Consider the following 21,762-nt stretch of genomic DNA (forward strand, 5'->3'; position numbering starts at 1 on the left):
ACGGACAGGGCCCCGACCGCCTCGCGGTCAGGGCCCTGCGTCAGCTCTTTTTGTGGCTTCCTTGTGGACTCACACACCCGAACCTGCGGGCACGGAGTCGGTCGCCTCCGTCCACAGATCCTGCTCGGCGCGATCCGCCTGGATCTGCCGGTACACGAGGAGCCCGCCGATGGCGGCCAGTGCGACCAGGAGCAGCTTCTTCACCGCGCGACCTCGTCTTTCCTTGACGTAAGGGGACCTCTGGGGGCCGATGATACACACCGGCCGATACCGATCGGTGACCTGCGTCCGCTCAGCCGTCAGGTCCGAACTCCCCAAAAGCGATCGGCCCGGACGGAGAATTCCGTCCGGGCCGATCGTGCGGTGGGGCTAACAGGACTTGAACCTGTGGCCTCTTCCTTATCAGGGAAGCGCTCTAACCGTCTGAGCTATAGCCCCGCGCGACACCGAAAGATTAGCGCACTTGGGGCCCAGTCCCAAAATCGCCCGGGCCCCGGACCGGCACGCGCGTTATTCGTCCTCGGCGAGCGTCAGCTCGATGCCGCCCACGAAGCCGGCGGAGAGGTTGTAGACGAAGGCCCCCAGCGTCGCCAGGGCCGTCGCCAGCACCACGTCGATCACCGCGATGACCGAGGTGAACAGCAGGACGTGCGGCAGCGACAGGAACGACTCCAGGTCGAAGCCGCCACCGCTCTCACCCGATGCCGTCGTCGCGTCGCTGATGGTGCCACCGACCGCGGAGAGGACGCCCATGGCGTCCATGACCCCCCACAGCACGACCGCGGCCACGATCGTGCACACGCCCAGCGCGACCGACAGCAGGAAGCTGACCTTCATCACCGACCACGGGTCGGCCCTGGCCACCCGCAGCCTTGCCTTGCGCGTACGAGGCGCCGTACGGGCCGCGGGGCGCGGGGCGCGGTCCCGGTCGTCCGCGGCGGGCCGCTCGGCCGCCGCAGCGGCCTTGGCGGTCCTGACCGGCTTGCTCTCCTCGGCACCCTTGCCGTCCTTGGTGCCGTGCACGGTGCCGGAAGCGGAGCTGCCGGCACCCTCGGTGCCTGCCGCCCCGGAAGCGGAAGCGGAATCGGATGCGGAACGTGCGGCCGGAGGCTCATAGGCCTTCGGCGGGTGGTACGGCTGCGGATCTCGGGTCTCCGTCATGGTCCTCCCCCTGCCTGCGGTCCCGGTGTCATCGACCCGGGAGCCCGCGCCGTCCGCGCTGCCGGAGGCCGGGCCACGGGCGCCCGCCTTATCCGATGCGGGCCGGGCGGGACTCCGCCGCTTGGCACCCGCACCGCCGCCGGCGGTGCCCGTGGCTCGACTCACGACTTACTCCTCGGTGTCCTCGGCCGTGGGCGCCGCGCCCTCGGCCGCCTCGAGCCCGTCGCCCTCGGCTGCGTCGCCCAACTCCTCGACGCTCTCAGCCTCGCGACCGGCCTCGGCGTTCCGGGCGATGCCCACGACGGCATCGCGCTTGCCCAAGTTGATCAGTTGGACGCCCATGGTGTCACGGCCCGTCTCCCTGACTTCGTTGACCCGGGTACGGATGACGCCGCCGCCGAGGGTGATGGCGAGGATCTCGTCCGTCTCCTCGACCACCAGAGCGCCGACCAGCGAGCCCCGGTCCTCGACGATCTTGGCGGCCTTGATGCCGAGGCCGCCGCGACCCTGGACGCGGTATTCGTCGACGTTCGTCCGCTTCGCATAACCACCGTCGGTGGCGGTGAAGACGAACGTACCGGGACGGACGACATTCATCGAGAGCAGCTCGTCACCCTCGCGGAAGCTCATGCCCTTGACACCGGAGGTGGCCCGGCCCATGGGGCGCAGCGCGTCGTCCGTGGCGGTGAACCGGATGGACTGCGCCTTCTTGCTGATCAGCAGCAGGTCGTCAGCGGCGGAGACCAGCTCGGCGCCGATCAGCTCGTCCTCGACGCCACCCTCGGTCTCGCGGAGGTTGATGGCGATGACACCGCCGGAGCGCGGTGAGTCGTAGTCCTTGAGGGAGGTCTTCTTCACCAGGCCCGACTTGGTCGCCAGCACCAGGTAGGGCGCCACGGCGTAGTCGCGGACGGCGAGGATCTGGGCGATCTTCTCGTCCGGCTGGAAGGCCAGCAGGTTGGCCACGTGCTGACCGCGCGCGTCCCGCCCGGCGTCCGGGAGCTCGTACGCCTTGGCGCGGTAGACCCGGCCCTTGTTGGTGAAGAACAGCAGCCAGTGGTGGGTGGTGGAGACGAAGAAGTGGTCGACGATGTCGTCCTGCTTGAGCTTCGTGCCCCGCACGCCCTTGCCGCCGCGCTTCTGCGAGCGGTAGTCCTCGGTCTTGGTGCGCTTGACGTAGCCACCGTTGGTGATGGTGACGACGATGTCCTCTTCGGCGATGAGGTCCTCGATGGACATGTCACCGTCGAAGGGGATGAGCTGGGAGCGCCGGTCGTCGCCGAACTTGTCGACGATCGCCGCGAGCTCCTCGCTGATGATCATTCGCTGCCGCTCGGGCGAGGCGAGGATCGCGTTGTACTCGTTGATCTTCGCCTGGAGCTCGTCGTGCTCCGCGGTGATCTTCCGGTGCTCCAGGGCCGCCAGGCGGCGCAGCTGCATCTCCAGGATCGCGTTGGCCTGGATCTCGTCGATCTGCAGCAGGCCCATCAGGCCCTCGCGGGCGACGTCGACGGTGTCGCTGCGCCGGATCAGCGCGATGACCTCGTCGATGGCGTCGAGCGCCTTGAGCAGACCGCGCAGGATGTGGGCGCGCTCCTCGGCCTTGCGCAGCCGGAAGCGGGTGCGCCGGACGATGACCTCGACCTGGTGGGTCACCCAGTTGCGGATGAAGGCGTCCAGGGAGAGCGTGCGCGGCACGCCGTCCACCAGCGCCAGCATGTTGGCACCGAAGTTGGTCTGCAGGTCGGTGTGCTTGTAGAGGTTGTTGAGGACGACCTTGGCGACCGCGTCCCGCTTGAGGACGACGACCAGGCGCTGGCCGGTGCGGGAGGAGGTCTCGTCGCGGACGTCGGCGATGCCGCCGATCTTGCCGTCCTTCACCAGGTCGGCGATCTTCTGCGCGAGGTTGTCCGGGTTGACCTGGTAGGGCAGCTCGGTGACCACCAGGCACTGGCGGTTCTGGATCTCCTCGACCTCGACCACCGCGCGCATGGTGATCGAGCCACGGCCGGTGCGGTAGGCCTCCTCGATGCCCTTGCGGCCCACGACCAGCGCGCCGGTCGGGAAGTCGGGGCCCTTGATGCGCTCCATGAGCGCGTCGAGGAGCTCCTCGGGCGTCGCCTGGGGGTTGGCCAGGTACCACTGGGCACCCTCGGCCACCTCGCGCAGGTTGTGCGGCGGGATGTTGGTGGCCATGCCGACCGCGATGCCCGCCGAACCGTTGATCAGCAGGTTCGGGAAGCGGGCCGGCAGGACCGTCGGCTCCTGGTTGCGGCCGTCGTAGTTGTCCTGGAAGTCGACGGTCTCCTCGTCGATGTCCCGGAGCATCTCCATGGACAGCGGCATCATCTTGCACTCGGTGTACCGCATGGCGGCGGCCGGGTCGTTGCCCGGCGAACCGAAGTTGCCGTTGGAGTCCACCAGCGGCATGCGCATCGACCAGTGCTGGGCGAGGCGCACCAGCGCGTCGTAGATCGAGGCGTCACCGTGCGGGTGGTACGTACCCATGACGTCGCCGACGACGCGGGCGCACTTGTAGAAGCCCTTCTCCGGGCGGTAGCCCCCGTCGTACATCGCGTAGAGCACGCGGCGGTGCACCGGCTTGAGACCGTCCCGCACATCGGGGAGCGCACGCGAGACGATGACGCTCATCGCGTAGTCGAGATACGAGCGCTGCATCTCGGTCTCAAGCCCGACGGGCTCGACGCGCATCCCCACGCCCTCCAGGGGCGCGGGCGTACCGTCGGGAGTCACTTCGGGGACCGGGGCGGTGGGGGTCTCAGGAGTCTCGTCGGCCATTGCTGTTCAAAGTCCTTTCGCGCTGCGGCTGTATCTCGTGGGCCGACAGGCTCAGATGTCGAGGAAGCGGACGTCCTTGGCGTTGCGCTGGATGAAGGAGCGCCGCGCCTCGACGTCCTCACCCATGAGCACCGAGAACAGGTCGTCCGCCTGGGCCGCGTCGTCCAGGGTGACCTGGCCGAGCACGCGGTGGTCGACGTCCATGGTGGTGATGCGCAGCTCCTCGGCGTTCATCTCGCCGAGACCCTTGAAGCGCTGGACCGAGTCGTCCCGGGTCCGCTTGCCGTTCGCCCGGCCGAGCTGGATGAGCGCGTCGCGCTCACGGTCGGAGTAGGCGTACTCGAAGTCGTCCCGGCCCCACTTGATCTTGTACAGCGGGGGGCGGGAGAGATAGACGTGCCCGGCCTCGACCAGCGGCCGCATGAAGCGGAAGAGGAAGGTGAGCAGCAGGGTGTTGATGTGCTGGCCGTCGACGTCGGCGTCCGCCATCAGGATGATCTTGTGATAGCGGAGCTTCGAGATGTCGAAGTCCTCGTGCACACCGGTGCCGAAGGCCGAGATCAGCGCCTGGACCTCGGTGTTCTGCAGGATCTTGTCGATCCGCGCCTTCTCGACGTTGAGGATCTTGCCTCGGATCGGGAGGATCGCCTGGTACTGCGGGTTACGGCCGGACTTGGCCGAGCCACCGGCGGAGTCACCCTCGACGATGAAGATCTCGCACTTGGCCGGCTCGTTGGACTGGCAGTCGCTGAGCTTGCCCGGCAGCGACGCCGACTCCAGCAGCCCCTTGCGGCGCGTCAGGTCACGGGCCTTGCGTGCCGCCACACGGGCGGTCGCGGCCTGGATCGACTTGCGGATGATGTCCGAGGCCTCGTTGGGGTTGCGGTCCAGCCAGTCCGTGAGGTGCTCGTGGACGACCTTCTGGACGAAGGTCTTGGCCTCGGTGTTGCCGAGCTTGGTCTTCGTCTGACCCTCGAACTGCGGCTCGCCGAGCTTGACGGAGATGATCGCGGTCAGACCCTCGCGGATGTCCTCACCCGTGAGGTTGTCGTCCTTCTCGCGGAGCAGCTTCTTGTCGCGGGCGTAACGGTTGATCAGACCGGTCAGCGCGGCGCGGAAGCCCTCTTCGTGAGTACCGCCCTCATGGGTGTGGATGGTGTTCGCGAAGCTGTAGACGCCCTCGGTGTACTGGCTGTTCCACTGCATCGCGATCTCGACCGAGAGCAGACGCTCCTTGTCCTCGGCCTCGATGTCGATCACGGTCGGGTGGATCAGCTCGCCCTTGCGCGAGTTGAGGTACGTCACGAAGTCGACGATGCCGCCCTCGTAGTGGTACTCCACCGTGAGCGCCTTGCCCTCCTCGTCGACGTGGTCGACGCGGAGGTCCGTCAGCGAGATGCGCAGGCCCTTGTTGAGGAAGGCCATCTCCTGGAAGCGCCGCGAGAGCGTCTCGAAGGAGTACTCGGTGGTCTCGAAGATGTCGCCGTCGGCCCAGAAGGTGACGGAGGTGCCGGACTCGTCGGTCGGCTCGTTCTTCTGCAGCGGGGCGGTGGGGACGCCCAGCTTGTAGTCCTGCGTCCAGCGGTAGCCGTCGGTCCTGACCTCGACGGCGACGCGCGTCGACAGGGCGTTGACGACGGAGACGCCGACGCCGTGCAGACCACCGGAGACCGCGTAGCCGCCGCCGCCGAACTTGCCGCCCGCGTGCAGCACCGTCAGCACGACCTCGACGGCCGGCTTCCCCTCGGAGGGGACGATGCCCACCGGGATGCCGCGGCCGTTGTCCACGACGCGCACACCGCCGTCCGGCAGGATCGTCACGTCAATGGTGTCGGCGTGACCGGCCAGGGCCTCGTCGACCGAGTTGTCGACGACCTCTTGCACCAAGTGGTGCAGACCACGCTCGCCGGTGGAGCCGATGTACATACCGGGCCGCTTGCGGACCGCGTCCAGGCCCTCCAGAACGGTGATCGCACTGGCGTCGTACGACGTCTCACTGGCGGGGGAGCCGGTCGCGGCTTCCTCTGCCTGGGAGGGGGTGGTGTTCTCGTTGGGGTTGCCGGAATCGGCCACGAAGCGCCCTTTCTGGCACAGCACAGGCCTTCCCTGCTGCGGCGGGGGTTTCCGGGGCAGGCAGGATGCGGCTGCGACGTTCAGCGTTTGTCCACGAGTCCCGCGATCCGGCGGGATTACTACCAGTGTACCGGTGGCGCTGACATGAATGGGGGTTTGCCGGTGCCTGAGTCCTCACGTGCCGCCCTGAACCGGCATCAGCCGACTCCCTATATGCGGCCCGGGGCTCCAAGAGGCTCACGGAGGCACTCAGCGCTTCGGGCTGTCAACGGCCCGCAACCGTGAGCGCAGTCTCAGCCGTCGGCAGCCGCCACTCCGGTCACCCGTGGGCGACTTGGGGGGGCAGCCCGGCCGCCGGATCACCCGTAGGTGTCGCCCGGTCCCGTACTCCCGGGGGCGCGCAGCGGCCCGTAGCGGCGCCCGGGACCACCGGGCCCCAGCACCTTGATCATTTTTACGGTGCCCTGGCCGAGGTCGGCGTTCAGCCGGGCCACCAGCTGGGGCGCCAGCAGCCGCAGCTGGGTCGCCCACGCCGTCGAGTCGCACTGCACCGTCAGCACCCGGGCGTCCTCGTCGTACGCCTGCGGCTCGCAGTGCAGCGCCACCTCCGGGCCCACCATCTGCGGCCAGCGGCCCATCACGCCGCCCACCGCCGCGGGCTTCTCCCAGCCGCGCTCGGTGATCAGCCGGTTGATCGCGGCGCCCAGCGGCAGCGGGTCGCGCCCGTCGGCACGCGCGCCGGAGCGCAGTCCCCCACGCCGCGCCTGCTTCTTCTGCTGGGCGGCGTTGCCGCGCGCACGGGCCTGCTCCTTCGCGGCCCGCAGCGCCACGCGCGCCAGATCCACGCCGGACGGCTCGGGCGTCTTCGCCGGCCCGGGGGGCGGCTGCGTCCCGAAGCCCTCGGGCTGCTCGGGGTGGGTACTCATACGCGCTCGACCCTGCCTTCCGCGACCGCGTACCGCACGCCTGCCAGCACCGTCGGCACGTCGTCGTCCACAGCCGCCGTCACCAGCACCTGCTCGCCCGGGGCGACCAGCTCCGCCAGCCGCTCCCGGCGGCGGGCGTCCAGCTCCGCGAAGACGTCGTCCAGCACGAGTACGGGCTCGTTGCCCTCCGAGCGCAGCAGCTCGTACGAGGCCAGGCGCAGCGCCAGGGCGTACGACCAGGACTCGCCGTGGCTGGCGTAACCCTTGGCCGGGAGCTGGCCGAGCTTGAGCAGCAGCTCGTCGCGGTGCGGGCCGATAAGGGTCACCCCGCGCTCGATCTCCTGCTTACGGGCCTCGGCGAGCGCCGCGAGCAGCACTTCGTAGAGCTCCTCGCGCGTGTGGACGCCCTCGATGCCGGCCGGGCCGCGGTAGTCGAAGGAGACCGGGCCGCCGCCCGGGGCCAGCTGCTCGTAGGCCTTGTCGGCCAGCGGCCGCAGTGTGGCTATCAGGTCCAGCCGGCGCGCGAGCAGCTCGGAGCCCGCCCCGGCCAGGTGCTGGTCCCAGATGTCGAGCGTGGACAGGTCCATGCCCCGCCCGCCGTGGCGGCGGGCCATCGCGGCGGACTTCAGGAGGGTGTTGCGCTGCTTGAGGACGCGCTCGTAGTCGGAGCGCACGCCCGCCATGCGGGGGGAACGGGCGGTGATCAGCTCGTCCAGGAAGCGGCGGCGCTCCCCGGGGTCGCCCTTGACCAGCGCCAGGTCCTCGGGGGCGAACAGGACCGTGCGGACGATGCCGAGCACGTCGCGCGGTCTGACCTGGGAGGAACGATTGATCCGGGCGCGGTTGGCCCGGCCGGGGTTGAGCTCCAGCTCGATCAGCTGCTGCCGCTCGCCCTGGACGACGGAGGCGCGGATGACCGCGCGGTCGGCGCCCATGCGGACCAGCGGCGCGTCGGAGGAGACCCGGTGGCTGCCGAGGGTCGCCAGATAGCCGACCGCCTCGACGAGATTGGTCTTGCCCTGGCCGTTGGGGCCCACGAAAGCCGTGACGCCCGGGTCGAGGGAGACCTCGGCCCGGGCGTACGAGCGGAAGTCGGCCAGCGACAGATGCGAGACATGCATGGGTGTGCGCCGACCTCCCCCGGCTACTGCTGTGCTTGTGGGGTTACTTGTTCTCGACCGCGTGGCCACCGAACTGGTTGCGCAGCGCGGCGATCATCTTCATCTGGGGCGAGTCCTCCTGGCGGGAGGAGAAGCGGGCGAACAGGGACGCCGTGATCGCGGGCAGCGGCACGGCGTTGTCGATGGCGGCCTCGACGGTCCAGCGGCCCTCGCCGGAGTCGGCGGCGAAGCCGCGCAGACGGTCCAGGTGCTCGTCCTCGTCGAGGGCGTTGACGGCCAGGTCGAGCAGCCAGGAACGGATGACCGTGCCCTCCTGCCAGCTGCGGAAGACCTCGCGCACGTCGGTGACGGAGTCGACCTTCTCCAGGAGCTCCCAGCCCTCGGCGTAGGCCTGCATCATGGCGTACTCGATGCCGTTGTGGACCATCTTGGCGAAGTGGCCCGCACCGACCTTGCCGGCGTGGACGGAGCCGAAGTCGCCCTCGGGCTTGAGCGCGTCGAAGACCGGCTGGACCTTCGCGACGTTCTCGGCGTCGCCGCCGTACATCAGGGCGTAGCCGTTCTCCAGGCCCCAGACGCCGCCGGAGACACCGCAGTCGACGAAGCCGATGCCCTTGGCCGCGAGCTCCTCGGCGTGCTTCTCGTCATCCGTCCAGCGGGAGTTTCCGCCGTCGACGACGACATCGCCGGGGGACAGCAGCTCACCGAGCTCGTCGATGGTCGACTGGGTCGCCTCGCCCGCCGGGACCATGACCCAGATGACGCGCGGACCCTGCAGGGAATCCACAAGCTCCTTCAGGGTGTGGACATCCGCAAGGTCGCGGTTGCGGTCGTATCCGATGACGGTGTGGCCTGCGCGGCGGATGCGCTCACGCATGTTGCCGCCCATCTTGCCGAGACCGACGAGACCGAGCTCCATCAGTGATCCTTTGCGCCGTAGTCGTGCGATGTGTACCGGAGGTACCTGCTCCGAGCCTACGCCCGAGGGTCTGTGCACACCTGTGGGCCGGGGGCGCTCATCGGGTGAGCTGTCCCCGGACGCCAGAGGTGGCTGTGGACCGGCGTCAGCCCGACAGGCGCACCGGCATGATCAAGTACTTGTAGGCCTCGTCCGCCTCGGCGTCCAGCGCCGGCTTGCCGCTGAGCAGCGCGGGCTTGGTGGACGTGGTGAAGGACAGCTGGGCGACCGGGGAGTCGATCGCGGACAGGCCCTCCAGCAGGAAGCCGGGGTTGAACGCGATCGAGATGTCGTCGCCCTCGAGCCGGGCGTCGACCCTTTCCACAGCCTGTGCGTCGTCGCTGGAACCGGCCTCGAGGATGAGGACGCCCTGCTCGAAGCTGAGGCGGACCGGGGTGTTGCGCTCGGCGACGAGCGCGACGCGCTTGACGGCCTCGACGAACGGGGCGGTCTCGATCACGGCGACGGAGTTGAACTCGGTCGGGAAGAGCGTGCGGTACTTCGGCAGGTCGCCCTCGAGCAGGCGGGTGGTCGTACGACGCCCGGCGCCCTCGAAGCCGATCAGGCCCTCGCCGGCACCGGAGCCGGACAGGGCGATCGAGACGGTGTCGCCGCCGCTGAGCGACTTGGCGGTCTCCAGCAGCGTCTTGGCGGGCACCAGGGCGACGGCGGAGATGTCCGGGGTCTCCGGCTTCCACATGAACTCGCGGACCGCGAAGCGGTAGCGGTCGGTGGAGGCCAGGGTGACGGTGTCGCCCTCGATCTCGATCCGGACACCGGTGAGCACCGGCAGCGTGTCGTCGCGGCCGGCGGCGATGGCGACCTGGGCGGCGGCCGAGGCGAAGACCTCACCCGGGACGGTGCCGGTGGCGGTCGGCATCTGGGGCAGCGCCGGATATTCCTCCACAGGCAGGGTGTGGAGTGTGAATCGCGAGGAGCCGCAGACCACGGTGACGCGGACGCCGTCGGTGGAGATCTCCACAGGCCTGTTGGGAAGTGCGCGGCAGATGTCGGCGAGGAGCCGGCCGGAGACGAGGACGGTGCCGTCCTCCTCCACATCCGCCTCGACCGAGACACGGGCGGAGACCTCGTAGTCGAAGCCGGAGAGGCTCAGGGAGCCCTCCTCCGCCTTCAGGAGCAGGCCCGCGAGGACCGGCACCGGCGGACGGGCCGGGAGGCTGCGGGCCGCCCAGGCCACTGCCTCCGCGAGTACATCGCGCTCCACCCGGATCTTCACCGGAACCGCCTCCTGCTTGTTGCTGGCTCGCCCTGCTGGCTTCTTCGTCGGCTGAGTTGCCGGAGACCAGTCTGACGCACGCCGCTGACAGTCGGTGCGGCTGGCGGTCAAGTCGGGGTCCGGGGCGTGGCGCGGCCCGCGGCCGAGTTGTGCACAGGACCCACTTCGAAACGAGTTCCCCGCTAGATCTCAGTGGTCGTAGTAGTAGGGCCTGTGGAAACGGTGGAAAACTGCCTTTGCCCAGGTCAGGCCAGATTTTTTGTCCACCGGCCCTGTGGGTGGAGGCAGTGGAAAACCGGGGTGTTCTGTGGACCGCGAAAAGTTCTGCACACCCGGTGCACAGGCAGGGCCCACTTCTCCCCAGGCCTGTCCCCAGCTTTACCCACGTTGCCCACAGCCCAACCCGGCACCTTGGTGTGACGCCTTTCACTCGGTGCGGTGACCTTGGGCGTTTCGTTGCCGAACAGTGGACAGGGATGTGGAAAGGCTGTGTATAACACCGGTCCTCCTGTGGGCGGCCGGTGGACAACCTCCGGGGCCGTGGTGGACGGACTGTCTGTCCACAGGCTGTGGAACGCCGTTTGCCACAAATCCACACGCTGCTGACCTCGCCTGATGGCATATCAACAGCCTGGCCTGTGGACATCATCTGGATAACTTCCCGGTCCCCAGGGTGTGGACGGTGCGCAGAGCCCGAATCTGTGGAGAACCGGCAGGTCAGAGCCCCTATTCGAACAGGCTGGGGAGTGCGGGGACCGGCCCGGCGGCCCCCGGGAACGGCGAAGGGCGCCCCGGGAAGCGTCCCGAAGCGCCCTCAGAGGGTCCTCGCCAGGCCCTGTCAGCCGTTCTTGATGCGGTTCGTCAGCTCGGTCACCTGGTTGTAGATGGAGCGCCGCTCGGCCATCAGGGCGCGGATCTTGCGGTCCGCGTGCATCACGGTCGTGTGGTCCCGGCCGCCGAACTGTGCACCGATCTTCGGCAGCGAGAGGTCGGTCAGCTCACGGCACAGGTACATCGCGATCTGCCGGGCGGTCACCAGCACCCGGCTGCGCGAGGCTCCGCACAGGTCCTCGACGGTGTGCCCGAAGTAGTCGGCGGTCGCCGCCATGATGGCGGGCGCGGTGATCTCCGGCGAGGCGTCCTCGCCGCCCGGGATCAGGTCCTTCAGGACGATCTCGGTGAGGCCCAGGTCCACCGGCTGCCGGTTGAGGCTCGCGAAGGCGGTCACCCGGATGAGGGCGCCCTCCAGCTCCCGGATGTTGCGCGAGATGCGGGACGCGATGAACTCCAGCACCTCCGGCGGGGCGTTGAGCTGCTCCTGCACCGCCTTCTTCCGCAGGATCGCGATACGCGTCTCCAGCTCCGGCGGCTGCACGTCTGTGATCAGGCCCCACTCGAAGCGGTTGCGGAGCCGGTCCTCGAGGGTCACCAGCTGCTTGGGCGGCCGGTCCGAGGAGAGCACGATCTGCTTGTTCGCGTTGTGCAGCGTGTTGAAGGTGTGGAAGAACTCCTCCTGCGTCGACTCCTTGCTCGCGAGGAACTGGATGTCGTCGACCAGCAGGATGTCCATGTCGCGGTAGCGCTTGCGGAACGCGTCCGCCTTGCCGTCGCGGATGGAGTTGATGAACTCGTTGGTGAACTCCTCGGAGCTCACATAGCGCACCCGCGTGCCGGGATAGAGGCTGCGCGCGTAGTGCCCGATGGCATGCAGCAGGTGCGTCTTGCCGAGGCCCGACTCCCCGTAGATGAACAGGGGGTTGTACGCCTTGGCCGGCGCCTCGGCCACGGCCACCGCCGCGGCGTGCGCGAAGCGGTTGGACGCGCCGATGACGAAGGTGTCGAAGAGGTACTTCGGGTTCAGCCGCGCCGTCGGCTCGGCCGAGCCCGTCGAGGACGAGGACGATCCGGTGGACCGGCCGGCGGGCGACCCGGACGGGCCACCACCCCGGGAGGGGCCGTCCGGCAGCTCGCGGCGCTGCTCGTACGCCGGCCGCTCGGGCCGGTCCGGGGAGCGGTAGTCCTGCTGCTGCTCGTACTGCGAGGCGTAGGGGTCGCGGTCGCGGTCGGACTCGGCGTAGCCGCCGAGGCGCGGCTGCTGCCAGCCGTAGTCGCCGCGGTCGGACGCGGACGGCCCGGGGGGCGCCGAGTGGCGCGGCCAGGCGCCCGGGTCGGTGCGGGACTGCTGGTAGTCCGGGTAGGCCGGTCGTACGGACGGCAGCTCCTCGGAGCCGGGCCGTCCGCCGTAGTTCTCACGGCCGTCGTAGCCGCCGCCGTGGCCGTCGTAGCCCTCGTAGGTGTCGCGGCCCGGCCCGGGCGCCTGGCGCTGGCCGGGCTGCGGCTGGGGGCGCTCCTGGGGCTGGGGCGGTCCCTGGGAGGCCGGAGGCTCGCCCGCGGATTCGTCGACGGTGATCGCGATCCGGATGGGACGCCCGCACTCGCGGCTGAGGGTCTCGCTGACGATCGGGGCGAGCCGGCCCTCCAGGACGCCCTTGGCGAATTCGTTGGGCACGGCCAGCAGGGCGGTGTCGGCCACGAGAGCGAGGGGCTGGCACCGCTTGATCCAGTGCTCGTCCTTGCTCTCCACACCCTGGCCGCGCCCCTCACCGAGGAGCTGTTCGAGCACGCGCGGCCACACTGCGGCAAGATCGGCGGGCAGGTCAGCCACAGGGCACGCTCTCTCAGTCACGGGTCACGGGGGGCGCCCTGGAGTCCCACGAATGTGTGGTTCTCGGGACGGGCGGGAAGGATTCAGAGTTCAGCCACGGTAGTCAGGCCGAGGTGTACGGTTCAAGTCGTTGTCCACAGGGTGTGTACAAATGTGCCATGCGGCGGCACCTGGTGTCGCTCGCCCCATGTGGAAGCTACGGTGTATGCCTGGTGCCCTGCCGGTTTGACCGGATGGCGTAACCGCGCGTACCGTGACCAGGTCGAGTTGTCGATGGCTGCTGCCGCCTGCCTCCGATGGGCAAAGATTGCGATCGTATCGGATCGTGATCGTGAAGCGGTGCACTCGGGCGTATTGCGAGCTTCTCGTGGGCGCACGGTGACAGCCAGGCGATGTCCCGCCATCAATATTTCTGGAGCCCCCGAGTGAGCAAGCGCACCTTCCAGCCGAACAACCGCCGCCGCGCCAAGACCCACGGCTTCCGCCTGCGCATGCGCACCCGTGCCGGCCGCGCGATCCTCGCGTCCCGCCGTGGCAAGGGTCGCGCCAGCCTGTCGGCCTGACCGGCCTGACGGCAAGGTCCAGGTCGTGCTGCCTTCCGAGTCTCGGCTGAGGCGGCGCGAGGACTTCGCGACCGCGGTTCGCCGAGGACGCAGGGCCGGGCGCCCGCTCCTCGTCGTCCACCTAAGCAGCGGTACAACGGACCCGCACACGCCGGGGGGGCTCGCCCCCTCGGCGCGTGCGGGTTTCGTCGTGAGCAAGGCCGTCGGCGGTGCCGTCGTCCGCAATCTGGTCAAGCGGCGCCTGCGCCACCTCATGCGTGACCGGCTGGATCTGCTGCCCGCCGGTAGCCTGGTGGTGGTGCGAGCCCTGCCCGGCGCGGGCGAGGCGGACCACGAGCAGCTGGCCCGCGACCTCGATACCGCGCTGCAGCGGCTGCTGGGAGGGGCGCCGCGAAGCAATCCCCCGGGGGGTGACCCCCGGAGCCCCGGTCAACCGGGAGGGAGCGCACAGTGAAGTACCCGCTGCTGTGGTTGATCAAGCTCTATCAGTGGACCATCAGCCCTCTGCTGGGCCCGGTCTGCAAGTACTACCCGTCGTGCTCGCACTACGGCTACACAGCCATTGATGTGCATGGCGCGGTCAAAGGAACGGTGCTGACGGCCTGGCGCATCCTGCGCTGCAACCCGTGGTCGCTCGGTGGCGTCGACCACGTCCCTCCCCGGAAGCGTCCGGTCTGGCACCAGCGGCTGAGGAGCCGACTGGGTGGGGGCTCCGCCAGGGGTCCTGCCGCACAGCCCGAGACTCAGCCCAATGCCCAAGGAGCCTGATTCGTGGACACGATCCTGAATCCCCTCTATTACGCCGTTTCCTGGATCATCGTCCAGTTTCACTCGTTCTTCAGTCTGATCTTCAACAAGGACAGTGGCGCGGCGTGGGGTCTGTCCATCGTCTCGCTGGTGGTGCTGATCCGCATCTGCCTGATCCCGCTCTTCGTGAAGCAGATCAAGGCCACGCGGAACATGCAGGCGCTCCAGCCGAAGATGAAGGCGATCCAGGAGCGCTACAAGAGCGACAAGCAGCGCCAGTCCGAAGAGATGATGAAGCTCTACAAGGAGACGGGCACCAACCCGCTCTCGAGCTGCCTCCCGATTCTGGCCCAGTCGCCGTTCTTCATCTCGCTGTACCAGGTACTGAACAAGATCGCCGGCGGTCACACGGTCGGCGTGCTGGACGACCAGGCCCTGGTCGACAGCGCCCGTAAGGCGCACATCTTCGGTGCTCCGATCGCGTCGAAGTTCATGGACAACGCGAGCAAGGTCGAATCGCTCGGCGCCACGCTGACCGACGTCCGCGTCGTCACGGTCATCATGATCGTCCTGATGTCGCTGTCGCAGTTCTACACGCAGCGCCAGCTGATGACGAAGAACGTCGACCTCACGGTGAAGACGCCGTTCATGCAGCAGCAGAAGATGCTGATGTACGTCTTCCCGATCATGTTCGCCGTGTTCGGCATCAACTTCCCGGTCGGTGTCCTCGTCTACTGGCTGACCACCAACGTGTGGACCCTGGGCCAGCAGATGTTCGTCATCCGCCGCAACCCCACCCCGGGCAGCCTTGCCTTCCAGCAGCGCCAGGAGCGCCTGCGCGCCAAGGGCAAGCTGAAGGAGGACCCGGCGGAGGTCGAGGCCCGCAAGGCCGTCGAGGCCGCCCGTGCGGCCCGTCAGCAGCCCAAGCGCCAGACGAAGGCCAAGCGCCAGGTCGCCGGAACCGCGCCCCAGGCCACCACGGGCTCGGAGAAGAAGACCACGCTGGAGAAGCAGCAGGGCGAGCAGCCCGGTGACGCCGGGTCCAAGCAGGCCGGCTCTTCCCGCAGCGCCAAGTCCGGACAGCGCAAGGGCGGCCCGCAGCGGCCCAAGCACCCGTCGAAGAAGTAATGAAGGAGTCCACCGTGACGGAGACGCAGCCCCAGACCGCCGCCGAGGGCACCGACACGCTGTCCCGCCTGGAGCAGGAGGGCGAGATCGCGGCCGACTACCTCGAGGGGCTGCTGGACATCGCCGACCTCGACGGCGACATCGACATGGATGTCGAGGCGGACCGCGCCTCGGTGTCGATCATCAGCGACTCCACCAGCCGTGATCTGCAGAAGCTGGTGGGCCGTGATGGCGAGGTCCTGGAGGCCCTCCAGGAGCTGACCCGGCTGGCGGTGAACCGGGAGACCGGTGACCGCAGCCGTCTGATGCTCGACATCGCGGGCTTCCGCGCGCGCAAGCGTGAGGAGCTGGCCGGCCTGGGTGCCCAGGCCGCCCAGGAGGCCAAGAGCAGCGGTCAGCCCGTCAAGCTGGACCCGATGACCCCCTTCGAGCGCAAGGTCGTCCACGACGCGGTGGCCGCCGCCGGCCTGCGCAGCGAGTCCGAGGGCGAGGAGCCGCAGCGCCGAGTGGTCATCCTCCCGGCCTGACCCTGTCGCATTTCCAGGTGTACACGGCCCCGTCTGCTCGCAGGCGGGGCCGATCCTTGTCAGCCTGATATTCAGACTCCGGCGCTCACAGACGACGCCGGAGATCCATCAACGTTGTACGGAAGGACGGTTCCCCGTGGAAGAGGCAGCGGAGCTCCCCCCGGCGCCCGCGGCGGCGCGGGCGGTATTCGGTGACCGCTTTCCGGAGGCCGTCCGCTACGCGGAACTGCTCGCTGACGCGGGAGTGAAGCGCGGTCTGATCGGTCCCCGTGAGGTTCCCCGGCTGTGGGAGCGCCACCTGCTGAACTGTGCGGTGCTCTCCGAGGCCGTGTCGGACGGCGTCTCGGTGTGCGACGTCGGCTCGGGCGCCGGGCTGCCCGGTATCCCGCTGGCCCTCGTCCGTCCCGACCTGCAGATCACCCTGCTGGAACCGCTGCTGCGCCGCACGACCTTCCTCCAGGAAGTCGTGGAGCTGCTGGGCCTGGACCACGTCACCGTGGTCCGTGGCCGGGCCGAGGAGATGCTGGGCAAGGTCGAGCCTGTGCACGTGGTCACCGCTCGGGCCGTCGCGCCGCTGGACCGGCTGGCCAGTTGGGGCGTGCCGCTGCTGCGTCCCTACGGCGAGATGCTGGCCCTCAAGGGGGACACGGCGGAGGCGGAGCTCCAGGGTGCCCGTGCCGCCCTGAGCAAGCTCGGGGCCGTGCGGACCTCGGTGCTCCAGGTCGGCGAGGGCGTGGTGGACCCGCTGTCCACCGTGGTCCGCGTCGAGGTGGGGGAGAGCCCCGGCGGAGTGCGGTTCGCGGCCAAGCGTGCCAAGGCGGCCAGGACGGGCAGGACGCGGCGTAGGCGCTGACGCCCTTCCGCGCTGATGTGTGGAGCATTACCTCGCGCACTTTTTCTGAGGTCTGCCCTGGAGGTAATGCTCCATACAAGCTGGCAAAACTACCCATAACGGAGTGTCGCGACGCAGTGACGCGGCGCGCCATGCATCGTGTTTCACGTGAAACATCGCTCCCTGCTGCATGGAATCATCGGCCGCAGTCGTGCGGCCGCCGCGCCGCGCGACCGGCAACCGGTCGAGGGTGTGGGTTCATCCACAGGCCCACGGGATTCATCCACAGGAGAACGGGCCTCGCTGGTTCACGACCCCGAAAGCATGGCAGGCTCTGTCCATTGCGAGCCTGATGTCGAGGAGAGTGAATCCTTGCGGTCCGACGCCAACATCGCGGGGCCGATGACCGACCCGGTCCCCGGCCCCCGCCCCGCCGACTCCGAACCAGTGGCTGCTGCTGGCCCCGTCCCCGAGGTCGTGGCTGTTTCACGTGAAACGCCGCCGCCCCCGATGCCGAGGCCGGACCAGACCCGGGTGATGGTGGTCGCCAACCAGAAGGGCGGGGTCGGGAAGACCACGACCACTGTCAACGTGGCGGCTTCCCTGGCGCTGCACGGCAATCGGGTGCTGGTCATCGACCTCGACCCGCAGGGCAACGCCTCGACGGCTCTGGGAATCGATCACCACGCCGACGTGCCGTCGATCTACGACGTCCTCGTGGACAACAAGAAGCTCTCCGATGTCGTGCAGCCGGTGATGGATGTGGAGGGGCTCTTCTGCGCCCCTGCCACGATCGACCTGGCGGGCGCCGAGATCGAGCTGGTCTCGCTCGTGGCCCGGGAGAGCAGGCTCGACCGGGCGATCAAGGCCTATGAGCAGCCGCTGGACTACATCCTCATCGACTGTCCGCCGTCGCTCGGCCTGCTGACGGTCAATGCTCTGGTCGCCGGCGCCGAGGTGCTGATCCCTATCCAGTGCGAGTACTACGCGCTCGAAGGCCTGGGGCAGCTCCTGCGCAATGTCGAGCTGGTGCGGGGGCATCTCAACCCCGAGCTCCATGTGTCGACCATCCTGCTGACGATGTACGACGGCCGGACCCGGCTCGCTTCGCAAGTGGCCGATGAGGTGCGCACTCACTTCGGCCGTGAGGTTCTCCGCACCAGCATCCCGCGGTCGGTCAGGATCTCCGAGGCGCCCAGCTATGGGCAGACAGTTCTTACCTATGACCCGGGTTCCAGCGGCGCTCTGTCCTACCTGGAGGCGGCCCGGGAGATCGCGCTACGGGGGGTCGGCGTGCAGTACGACGGCAGTAGGGCTCACACGGTGGGCCATCAGCAACAGCAAGACCAGCACAGCATGTCGGAGGGGCTTCAGTGAGTGAGCGACGTAGAGGACTGGGCCGGGGGCTCGGTGCGCTGATCCCGCCGGCACCGAAGAGTGCGGAGAAGAGCGGCCCGGCGGTAGGGGCCGGCACGACGTCCCCGACCGCGGTGCCGGTTCTGACGGCAGAGCGGGGGGTATCCGCCGCGACGGTGACCACGCTGCCGGTGGATGGCGTCAGCATTTCTCGTGAATCGCACGCGGGTGGCTCCGCGCCGCACGACTCGGTTTCACGTGAAACGGACGCCGTGCGGCGGGTCGAGGCTGAAACATCGGCCATGGAGGAGGTGGCAGGGGCCCATTTCGCCGAGCTCCCGCTGGACTTCATCACGCCCAACCCGCGGCAGCCGCGTGAGGTATTCGACGAGGATGCCCTCGCCGAACTGGTCACCTCCATTCGCGAGGTCGGCCTGCTCCAGCCCGTCGTGGTGCGTCAGCTGGCGCCGGAGCGCTACGAGCTGATCATGGGCGAGCGTCGCTGGCGCGCCTGCCGCGATGCCGGGCTGGAGAAGATTCCTTCCATCGTCCGGGCGACCGATGACGAGAAGCTTCTGCTGGACGCGCTGCTGGAGAACCTGCACCGGGCCCAGCTGAACCCCCTGGAAGAGGCGGCCGCCTACGACCAGCTGCTTAAGGACTTCAACTGCACCCACGATCAGCTGGCGGACCGCATCGGGCGGTCACGCCCTCAGGTCTCGAACACCCTGCGGCTGCTGAGGCTTTCGCCCGCCGTGCAGCGACGGGTGGCGGCCGGAGTGCTCTCCGCCGGGCATGCCCGAGCCCTGCTCTCCGTCGACGACTCGGAGGAGCAGGACCGGCTCGCCCACCGCATCGTGGCCGAGGGGCTGTCGGTGCGTGCGGTGGAGGAGATCGTGACGCTGATGGGGTCGAGGCCCAAGAGCGCGGGGAAGGGCAAGGGTCCCCGCGCCGGGGCACGGGTCTCCCCCGCGCTCACGGACCTGGCCTCGCGACTGTCGGACCGCTTCGAGACCCGGGTGAAGGTGGATCTCGGGCAGAAGAAGGGGAAGATCGTCGTCGAATTCGCCTCGATGGACGATCTGGAGCGGATCCTGGGCACGCTGGCTCCCGGTGAGGGACGCGTGCTGGAGCAGAAGCTCTCCGGTGACGACGAGGACGGCACGGAGTAGGGCCCGTCAGGACGGTCACTCCGGGCGGGTTGTGTTTCACGTGGAACCTCGTGTGGACACAACTCGCCCTTTGCCTTGTCGAGCTATCCGCTCAATGGACCTCCGGATACGATGCGTTGAGGTATGGCACATCCACGTTGGACATAGTTCACGGAGGGGCGGGGCCATGCGAACGGTGAGCCGGACCGGACTGGTGGCAGCGGGGCTGAGCCTGGGGGCAGTCGGCGGATTCGTCGGCAGCCTTCTCAAGGAGTTCAGCGCGCTGACCGCCGCCCGGAGCGTGGCACGCGACGGAAGTGAGGAACTGGCTGCATGGGGCGTCGGCTCGTACCGCTCACGCTGGACAACCTCCCAGTTCTTCCCCAGCGCTGCCGGGCGTGTGTCTTCTGGGAGCTGGACCCCGTCAGCGGCGAAGCCGCGCTGAGAGCCGGACGTCCGGAGCTGGAGAAGGAGGCGTGGATCTCAGCTGTGCTGCTGGAGTGGGGCTCCTGCGGCCGGGTGGTCTACGTCGACGATGCGCCGGTGGGGTTCGTTCTCTACGCGCCCCCGGCTTATGTGCCACGGTCCACCGCGTTTCCCACCAGCCCGGTCGCGGCCGATGCCGTGCAGCTGATGACTGCCTGGCTGGCGCCCGCCTACCAGGGGCAGGGGCTGGGCCGTGTGATGGTGCAGACCGTCGCCAAGGATGCGCTCCGGCGCGGCTTCAAGGCGGTCGAGGCGTTCGGTGACGCCCGCTGGAAGGAGTCGGCGTGTGTGCTGCCCGCTGACCATCTCCTGGCCGTGGGCTTCAAGACGGTGCGGCCGCATCCGCGCTACCCGCGCCTCCGGCTGGAACTGCGGACGGCCCTGTCCTGGAAAGAAGACGTCGAGCTGGCATTGGACCGGTTGCTCGGCGCCGTGCAGAAGGAACCCGCGCTGCGGCCGCTGTAGGGCCGGGCGCTCGATCTGCTGAAGACGCAACGGGCCCGCCCCTTCCCAGGGGCGGGCCCGTTGGCCGTGCGGCCCGCTGTTTCACGTGAAACAGCGACGACTTACTTGGCGCTGAGGAACGGGTCCAGCTCGCGCTCGAGAGCGACCTTCGGCTTGGCACCGACGATCGTCTGGACGACCTCGCCGCCCTGGTAGACGTTCAGCGTCGGGATCGACATGACGCCGTACTTCGCAGCCGTCGTGGGATTCTGATCGATGTTGAGCTTGACGATCTCGATCTTGTCGCCGTGCTCGGCGGCGATCGCCTCAAGGGACGGGGCGATCTGGCGGCACGGTCCGCACCACTCGGCCCAGAAGTCCACGAGGACGGGCTTGTCGCTCTTGAGGACGTCCTCGTCGAAGGACGCGTCGGTCACGGTCTTGAGAGCCACTGAGGTCTCCTTGAATCTGTTCCGCGGGGGGAGGGGGTGGGGGTGTGGGTCAGGGGGTCTTCTCGGGCTCGCGGACGCTGTCGCTGTCGGAGAGGGCAGCGAGGTAGCGCTCGGCGTCGAGGGCGGCGGAGCAACCCGTGCCGGCGGCGGTGATGGCCTGGCGGTAGGTGTGGTCCACGACGTCACCGGCGGCGAACACGCCGGTGAGGTTGGTACGGGTCGAGGGCGCCTCGACCTTCAGGTAGCCCTCGTCATCCAGTTCCAGCTGGCCCTTGAACAGCTCGGTGCGCGGGTCGTGGCCGATGGCGATGAACAGCCCGGTCACCGGCAGCTGCGAAGACTCGCCGGTCTTGAGGTTGCGCAAGGTCAGACCGGAGAGCTTGTTCTCGCCGTGGATCTCGGCGATCTCGCTGTCCCACACGAAGGAGATCTTCGGGTCCGCGAAGGCACGCTCCTGCATCGCCTTGCTGGCGCGCAGCGTGTCGCGGCGGTGGACCACGGTGACCGACTTGGCGAAGCGCGAGAGGAAGGTGGCCTCCTCCATCGCGGTGTCACCACCACCGATGACGGCGATGTCCTGGTCCTTGAAGAAGAACCCGTCACAGGTGGCACACCAGGAGACGCCACGGCCGGAGAGCTCGTCCTCACGGGGCAGGCCCAGCTTGCGGTGCTGCGAGCCGGTGGTGACGATCACAGCCTTGGCGCGGTGAACGGTGCCGGCGGAGTCCGTGACGGTCTTGATCTCGTCACTCAGGTCGACGGCGACGACGTCGTCCGGGATCAGCTCGGCGCCGAAGCGCTCGGCCTGGGCGCGCATGTTGTCCATCAGGTCGGGGCCCATGATGCCCTCACGGAACCCGGGGAAGTTCTCCACGTCGGTGGTGTTCATCAGTGCACCACCGGCGGTGACGGCGCCCTCGAAGACCAGCGGCTTCAGGGAGGCACGGGCGGTGTAGAGCGCGGCCGTATAGCCCGCGGGCCCGGAGCCGATGATGATCACGTTGCGGACGTCGCTCACGGGTGTCTTCCTTGTCTCTGCCGACAGCTGTCTGGGTCCTTGCTGGGTCTCACCCCACCCAACGGATCCTACGGGGCGAGCATTCCCGAGCGGGACGACAGCGCGTGTCCGAGACCGA

20 protein-coding genes and 1 tRNA gene are annotated in these 21,762 nt (G+C 68.7%); 9 read left to right on the forward strand and 12 right to left on the reverse strand.

Going from position 1 to position 21,762, the window contains the following annotated elements; translation table 11 throughout:
* Positions 1 to 69: 69 nt before the first annotated feature.
* The 10 genes from AB0F13_RS07415 to dnaA all read right to left on the reverse strand — a co-directional run bounded on the left by AB0F13_RS07415 (position 70) and on the right by dnaA (position 12,940).
* A complete protein-coding gene (locus AB0F13_RS07415; RefSeq protein WP_003958712.1) occupies positions 70 to 204 on the reverse strand; it encodes a DLW-39 family protein in 135 nt (44 codons plus the stop codon).
* Between the two features lie 160 nt (positions 205 to 364).
* A tRNA-Ile gene (locus AB0F13_RS07420) sits at positions 365 to 438 on the reverse strand.
* 72 nt (positions 439 to 510) lie between these two features.
* The gene (locus AB0F13_RS07425) at positions 511 to 1,161 is read right to left on the reverse strand and encodes a DUF3566 domain-containing protein (RefSeq protein ID WP_362076643.1); all 651 of its coding nucleotides are present in this window, start codon (positions 1,159 to 1,161) and stop codon (positions 511 to 513) included.
* 168 nt (positions 1,162 to 1,329) lie between these two features.
* Complete coding sequence (gene gyrA, locus AB0F13_RS07430) at positions 1,330 to 3,960, reverse strand: DNA gyrase subunit A (RefSeq protein ID WP_362076646.1); 2,631 nt, start codon at positions 3,958 to 3,960, stop codon at positions 1,330 to 1,332.
* A 51-nt stretch (positions 3,961 to 4,011) separates the two neighbouring features.
* A complete protein-coding gene (gene gyrB, locus AB0F13_RS07435) occupies positions 4,012 to 6,057 on the reverse strand; it encodes a DNA topoisomerase (ATP-hydrolyzing) subunit B (protein ID WP_362076649.1) in 2,046 nt (681 codons plus the stop codon).
* A 335-nt stretch (positions 6,058 to 6,392) separates the two neighbouring features.
* On the reverse strand, positions 6,393 to 6,959 hold the full coding sequence (locus tag AB0F13_RS07440; RefSeq protein ID WP_362076652.1) for a DciA family protein: 567 nt from the start codon (positions 6,957 to 6,959) through the stop codon (positions 6,393 to 6,395).
* A complete protein-coding gene (gene recF / locus AB0F13_RS07445) occupies positions 6,956 to 8,080 on the reverse strand; it encodes a DNA replication/repair protein RecF (protein ID WP_362076655.1) in 1,125 nt (374 codons plus the stop codon). The genes AB0F13_RS07440 and recF overlap by 4 nt, the downstream gene beginning before the upstream one ends.
* 43 nt (positions 8,081 to 8,123) lie before the next feature.
* The gene (gene gnd / locus AB0F13_RS07450; protein ID WP_362076658.1) at positions 8,124 to 8,999 is read right to left on the reverse strand and encodes a phosphogluconate dehydrogenase (NAD(+)-dependent, decarboxylating); all 876 of its coding nucleotides are present in this window, start codon (positions 8,997 to 8,999) and stop codon (positions 8,124 to 8,126) included.
* Between the two features lie 145 nt (positions 9,000 to 9,144).
* Positions 9,145 to 10,275: a DNA polymerase III subunit beta gene (gene dnaN, locus AB0F13_RS07455; protein WP_362076661.1), complete on the reverse strand. Its 1,131-nt coding sequence runs from the start codon at positions 10,273 to 10,275 to the stop codon at positions 9,145 to 9,147.
* 838 nt (positions 10,276 to 11,113) lie between these two features.
* Positions 11,114 to 12,940, reverse strand: a complete 1,827-nt coding sequence (gene dnaA / locus AB0F13_RS07460; protein ID WP_362076664.1) for a chromosomal replication initiator protein DnaA — start codon at positions 12,938 to 12,940, stop codon at positions 11,114 to 11,116.
* Between the two features lie 425 nt (positions 12,941 to 13,365).
* Between dnaA and rpmH the strand changes: the two genes are divergently transcribed.
* From rpmH to AB0F13_RS07505, 9 genes are all read left to right on the forward strand, one after another.
* Positions 13,366 to 13,503: a 50S ribosomal protein L34 gene (gene rpmH / locus AB0F13_RS07465; RefSeq protein WP_010985740.1), complete on the forward strand. Its 138-nt coding sequence runs from the start codon at positions 13,366 to 13,368 to the stop codon at positions 13,501 to 13,503.
* A gap of 25 nt (positions 13,504 to 13,528) precedes the next feature.
* Positions 13,529 to 13,957 (forward strand): ribonuclease P protein component, encoded by a 429-nt coding sequence (gene rnpA, locus AB0F13_RS07470; RefSeq protein ID WP_362076667.1) that lies wholly within the window; start codon positions 13,529 to 13,531, stop codon positions 13,955 to 13,957.
* Positions 13,954 to 14,271: a membrane protein insertion efficiency factor YidD gene (gene yidD, locus AB0F13_RS07475; RefSeq protein ID WP_362076670.1), complete on the forward strand. Its 318-nt coding sequence runs from the start codon at positions 13,954 to 13,956 to the stop codon at positions 14,269 to 14,271. The genes rnpA and yidD overlap by 4 nt, the downstream gene beginning before the upstream one ends.
* 3 nt (positions 14,272 to 14,274) lie before the next feature.
* Complete coding sequence (gene yidC, locus AB0F13_RS07480) at positions 14,275 to 15,378, forward strand: membrane protein insertase YidC (protein WP_362076673.1); 1,104 nt, start codon at positions 14,275 to 14,277, stop codon at positions 15,376 to 15,378.
* On the forward strand, positions 15,378 to 15,905 hold the full coding sequence (locus AB0F13_RS07485; protein WP_362076676.1) for a R3H domain-containing nucleic acid-binding protein: 528 nt from the start codon (positions 15,378 to 15,380) through the stop codon (positions 15,903 to 15,905). Before yidC ends, AB0F13_RS07485 begins: the two co-directional genes overlap by 1 nt.
* 136 nt (positions 15,906 to 16,041) lie before the next feature.
* Positions 16,042 to 16,758, forward strand: coding sequence for a 16S rRNA (guanine(527)-N(7))-methyltransferase RsmG (gene rsmG, locus AB0F13_RS07490; RefSeq protein WP_362076679.1), 717 nt, complete (start codon positions 16,042 to 16,044; stop codon positions 16,756 to 16,758).
* A 303-nt stretch (positions 16,759 to 17,061) separates the two neighbouring features.
* Entirely contained in the window at positions 17,062 to 18,114 is a 1,053-nt protein-coding gene (locus AB0F13_RS07495) for a ParA family protein (protein WP_362077194.1), read from the forward strand.
* On the forward strand, positions 18,111 to 19,265 hold the full coding sequence (locus AB0F13_RS07500; protein ID WP_362076682.1) for a ParB/RepB/Spo0J family partition protein: 1,155 nt from the start codon (positions 18,111 to 18,113) through the stop codon (positions 19,263 to 19,265). Before AB0F13_RS07495 ends, AB0F13_RS07500 begins: the two co-directional genes overlap by 4 nt.
* Positions 19,266 to 19,577: 312 nt before the next feature.
* Positions 19,578 to 20,195, forward strand: a complete 618-nt coding sequence (locus tag AB0F13_RS07505) for a GNAT family N-acetyltransferase (RefSeq protein ID WP_362076685.1) — start codon at positions 19,578 to 19,580, stop codon at positions 20,193 to 20,195.
* Between the two features lie 101 nt (positions 20,196 to 20,296).
* Here AB0F13_RS07505 and trxA read toward each other — a convergent pair whose 3' ends face one another.
* Both trxA and trxB read right to left on the reverse strand, forming a co-directional pair.
* The gene (gene trxA, locus AB0F13_RS07510; protein WP_362076688.1) at positions 20,297 to 20,626 is read right to left on the reverse strand and encodes a thioredoxin; all 330 of its coding nucleotides are present in this window, start codon (positions 20,624 to 20,626) and stop codon (positions 20,297 to 20,299) included.
* Between the two features lie 49 nt (positions 20,627 to 20,675).
* Complete coding sequence (gene trxB / locus AB0F13_RS07515) at positions 20,676 to 21,644, reverse strand: thioredoxin-disulfide reductase (RefSeq protein ID WP_362076691.1); 969 nt, start codon at positions 21,642 to 21,644, stop codon at positions 20,676 to 20,678.
* Between the last annotated feature and the right edge of the window lie 118 nt (positions 21,645 to 21,762).

Origin of the sequence: Streptomyces sp. NPDC026206 (assembly GCF_040638465.1) — a bacterium.
Taxonomy (GTDB): Bacteria; Actinomycetota; Actinomycetes; order Streptomycetales; family Streptomycetaceae; genus Streptomyces.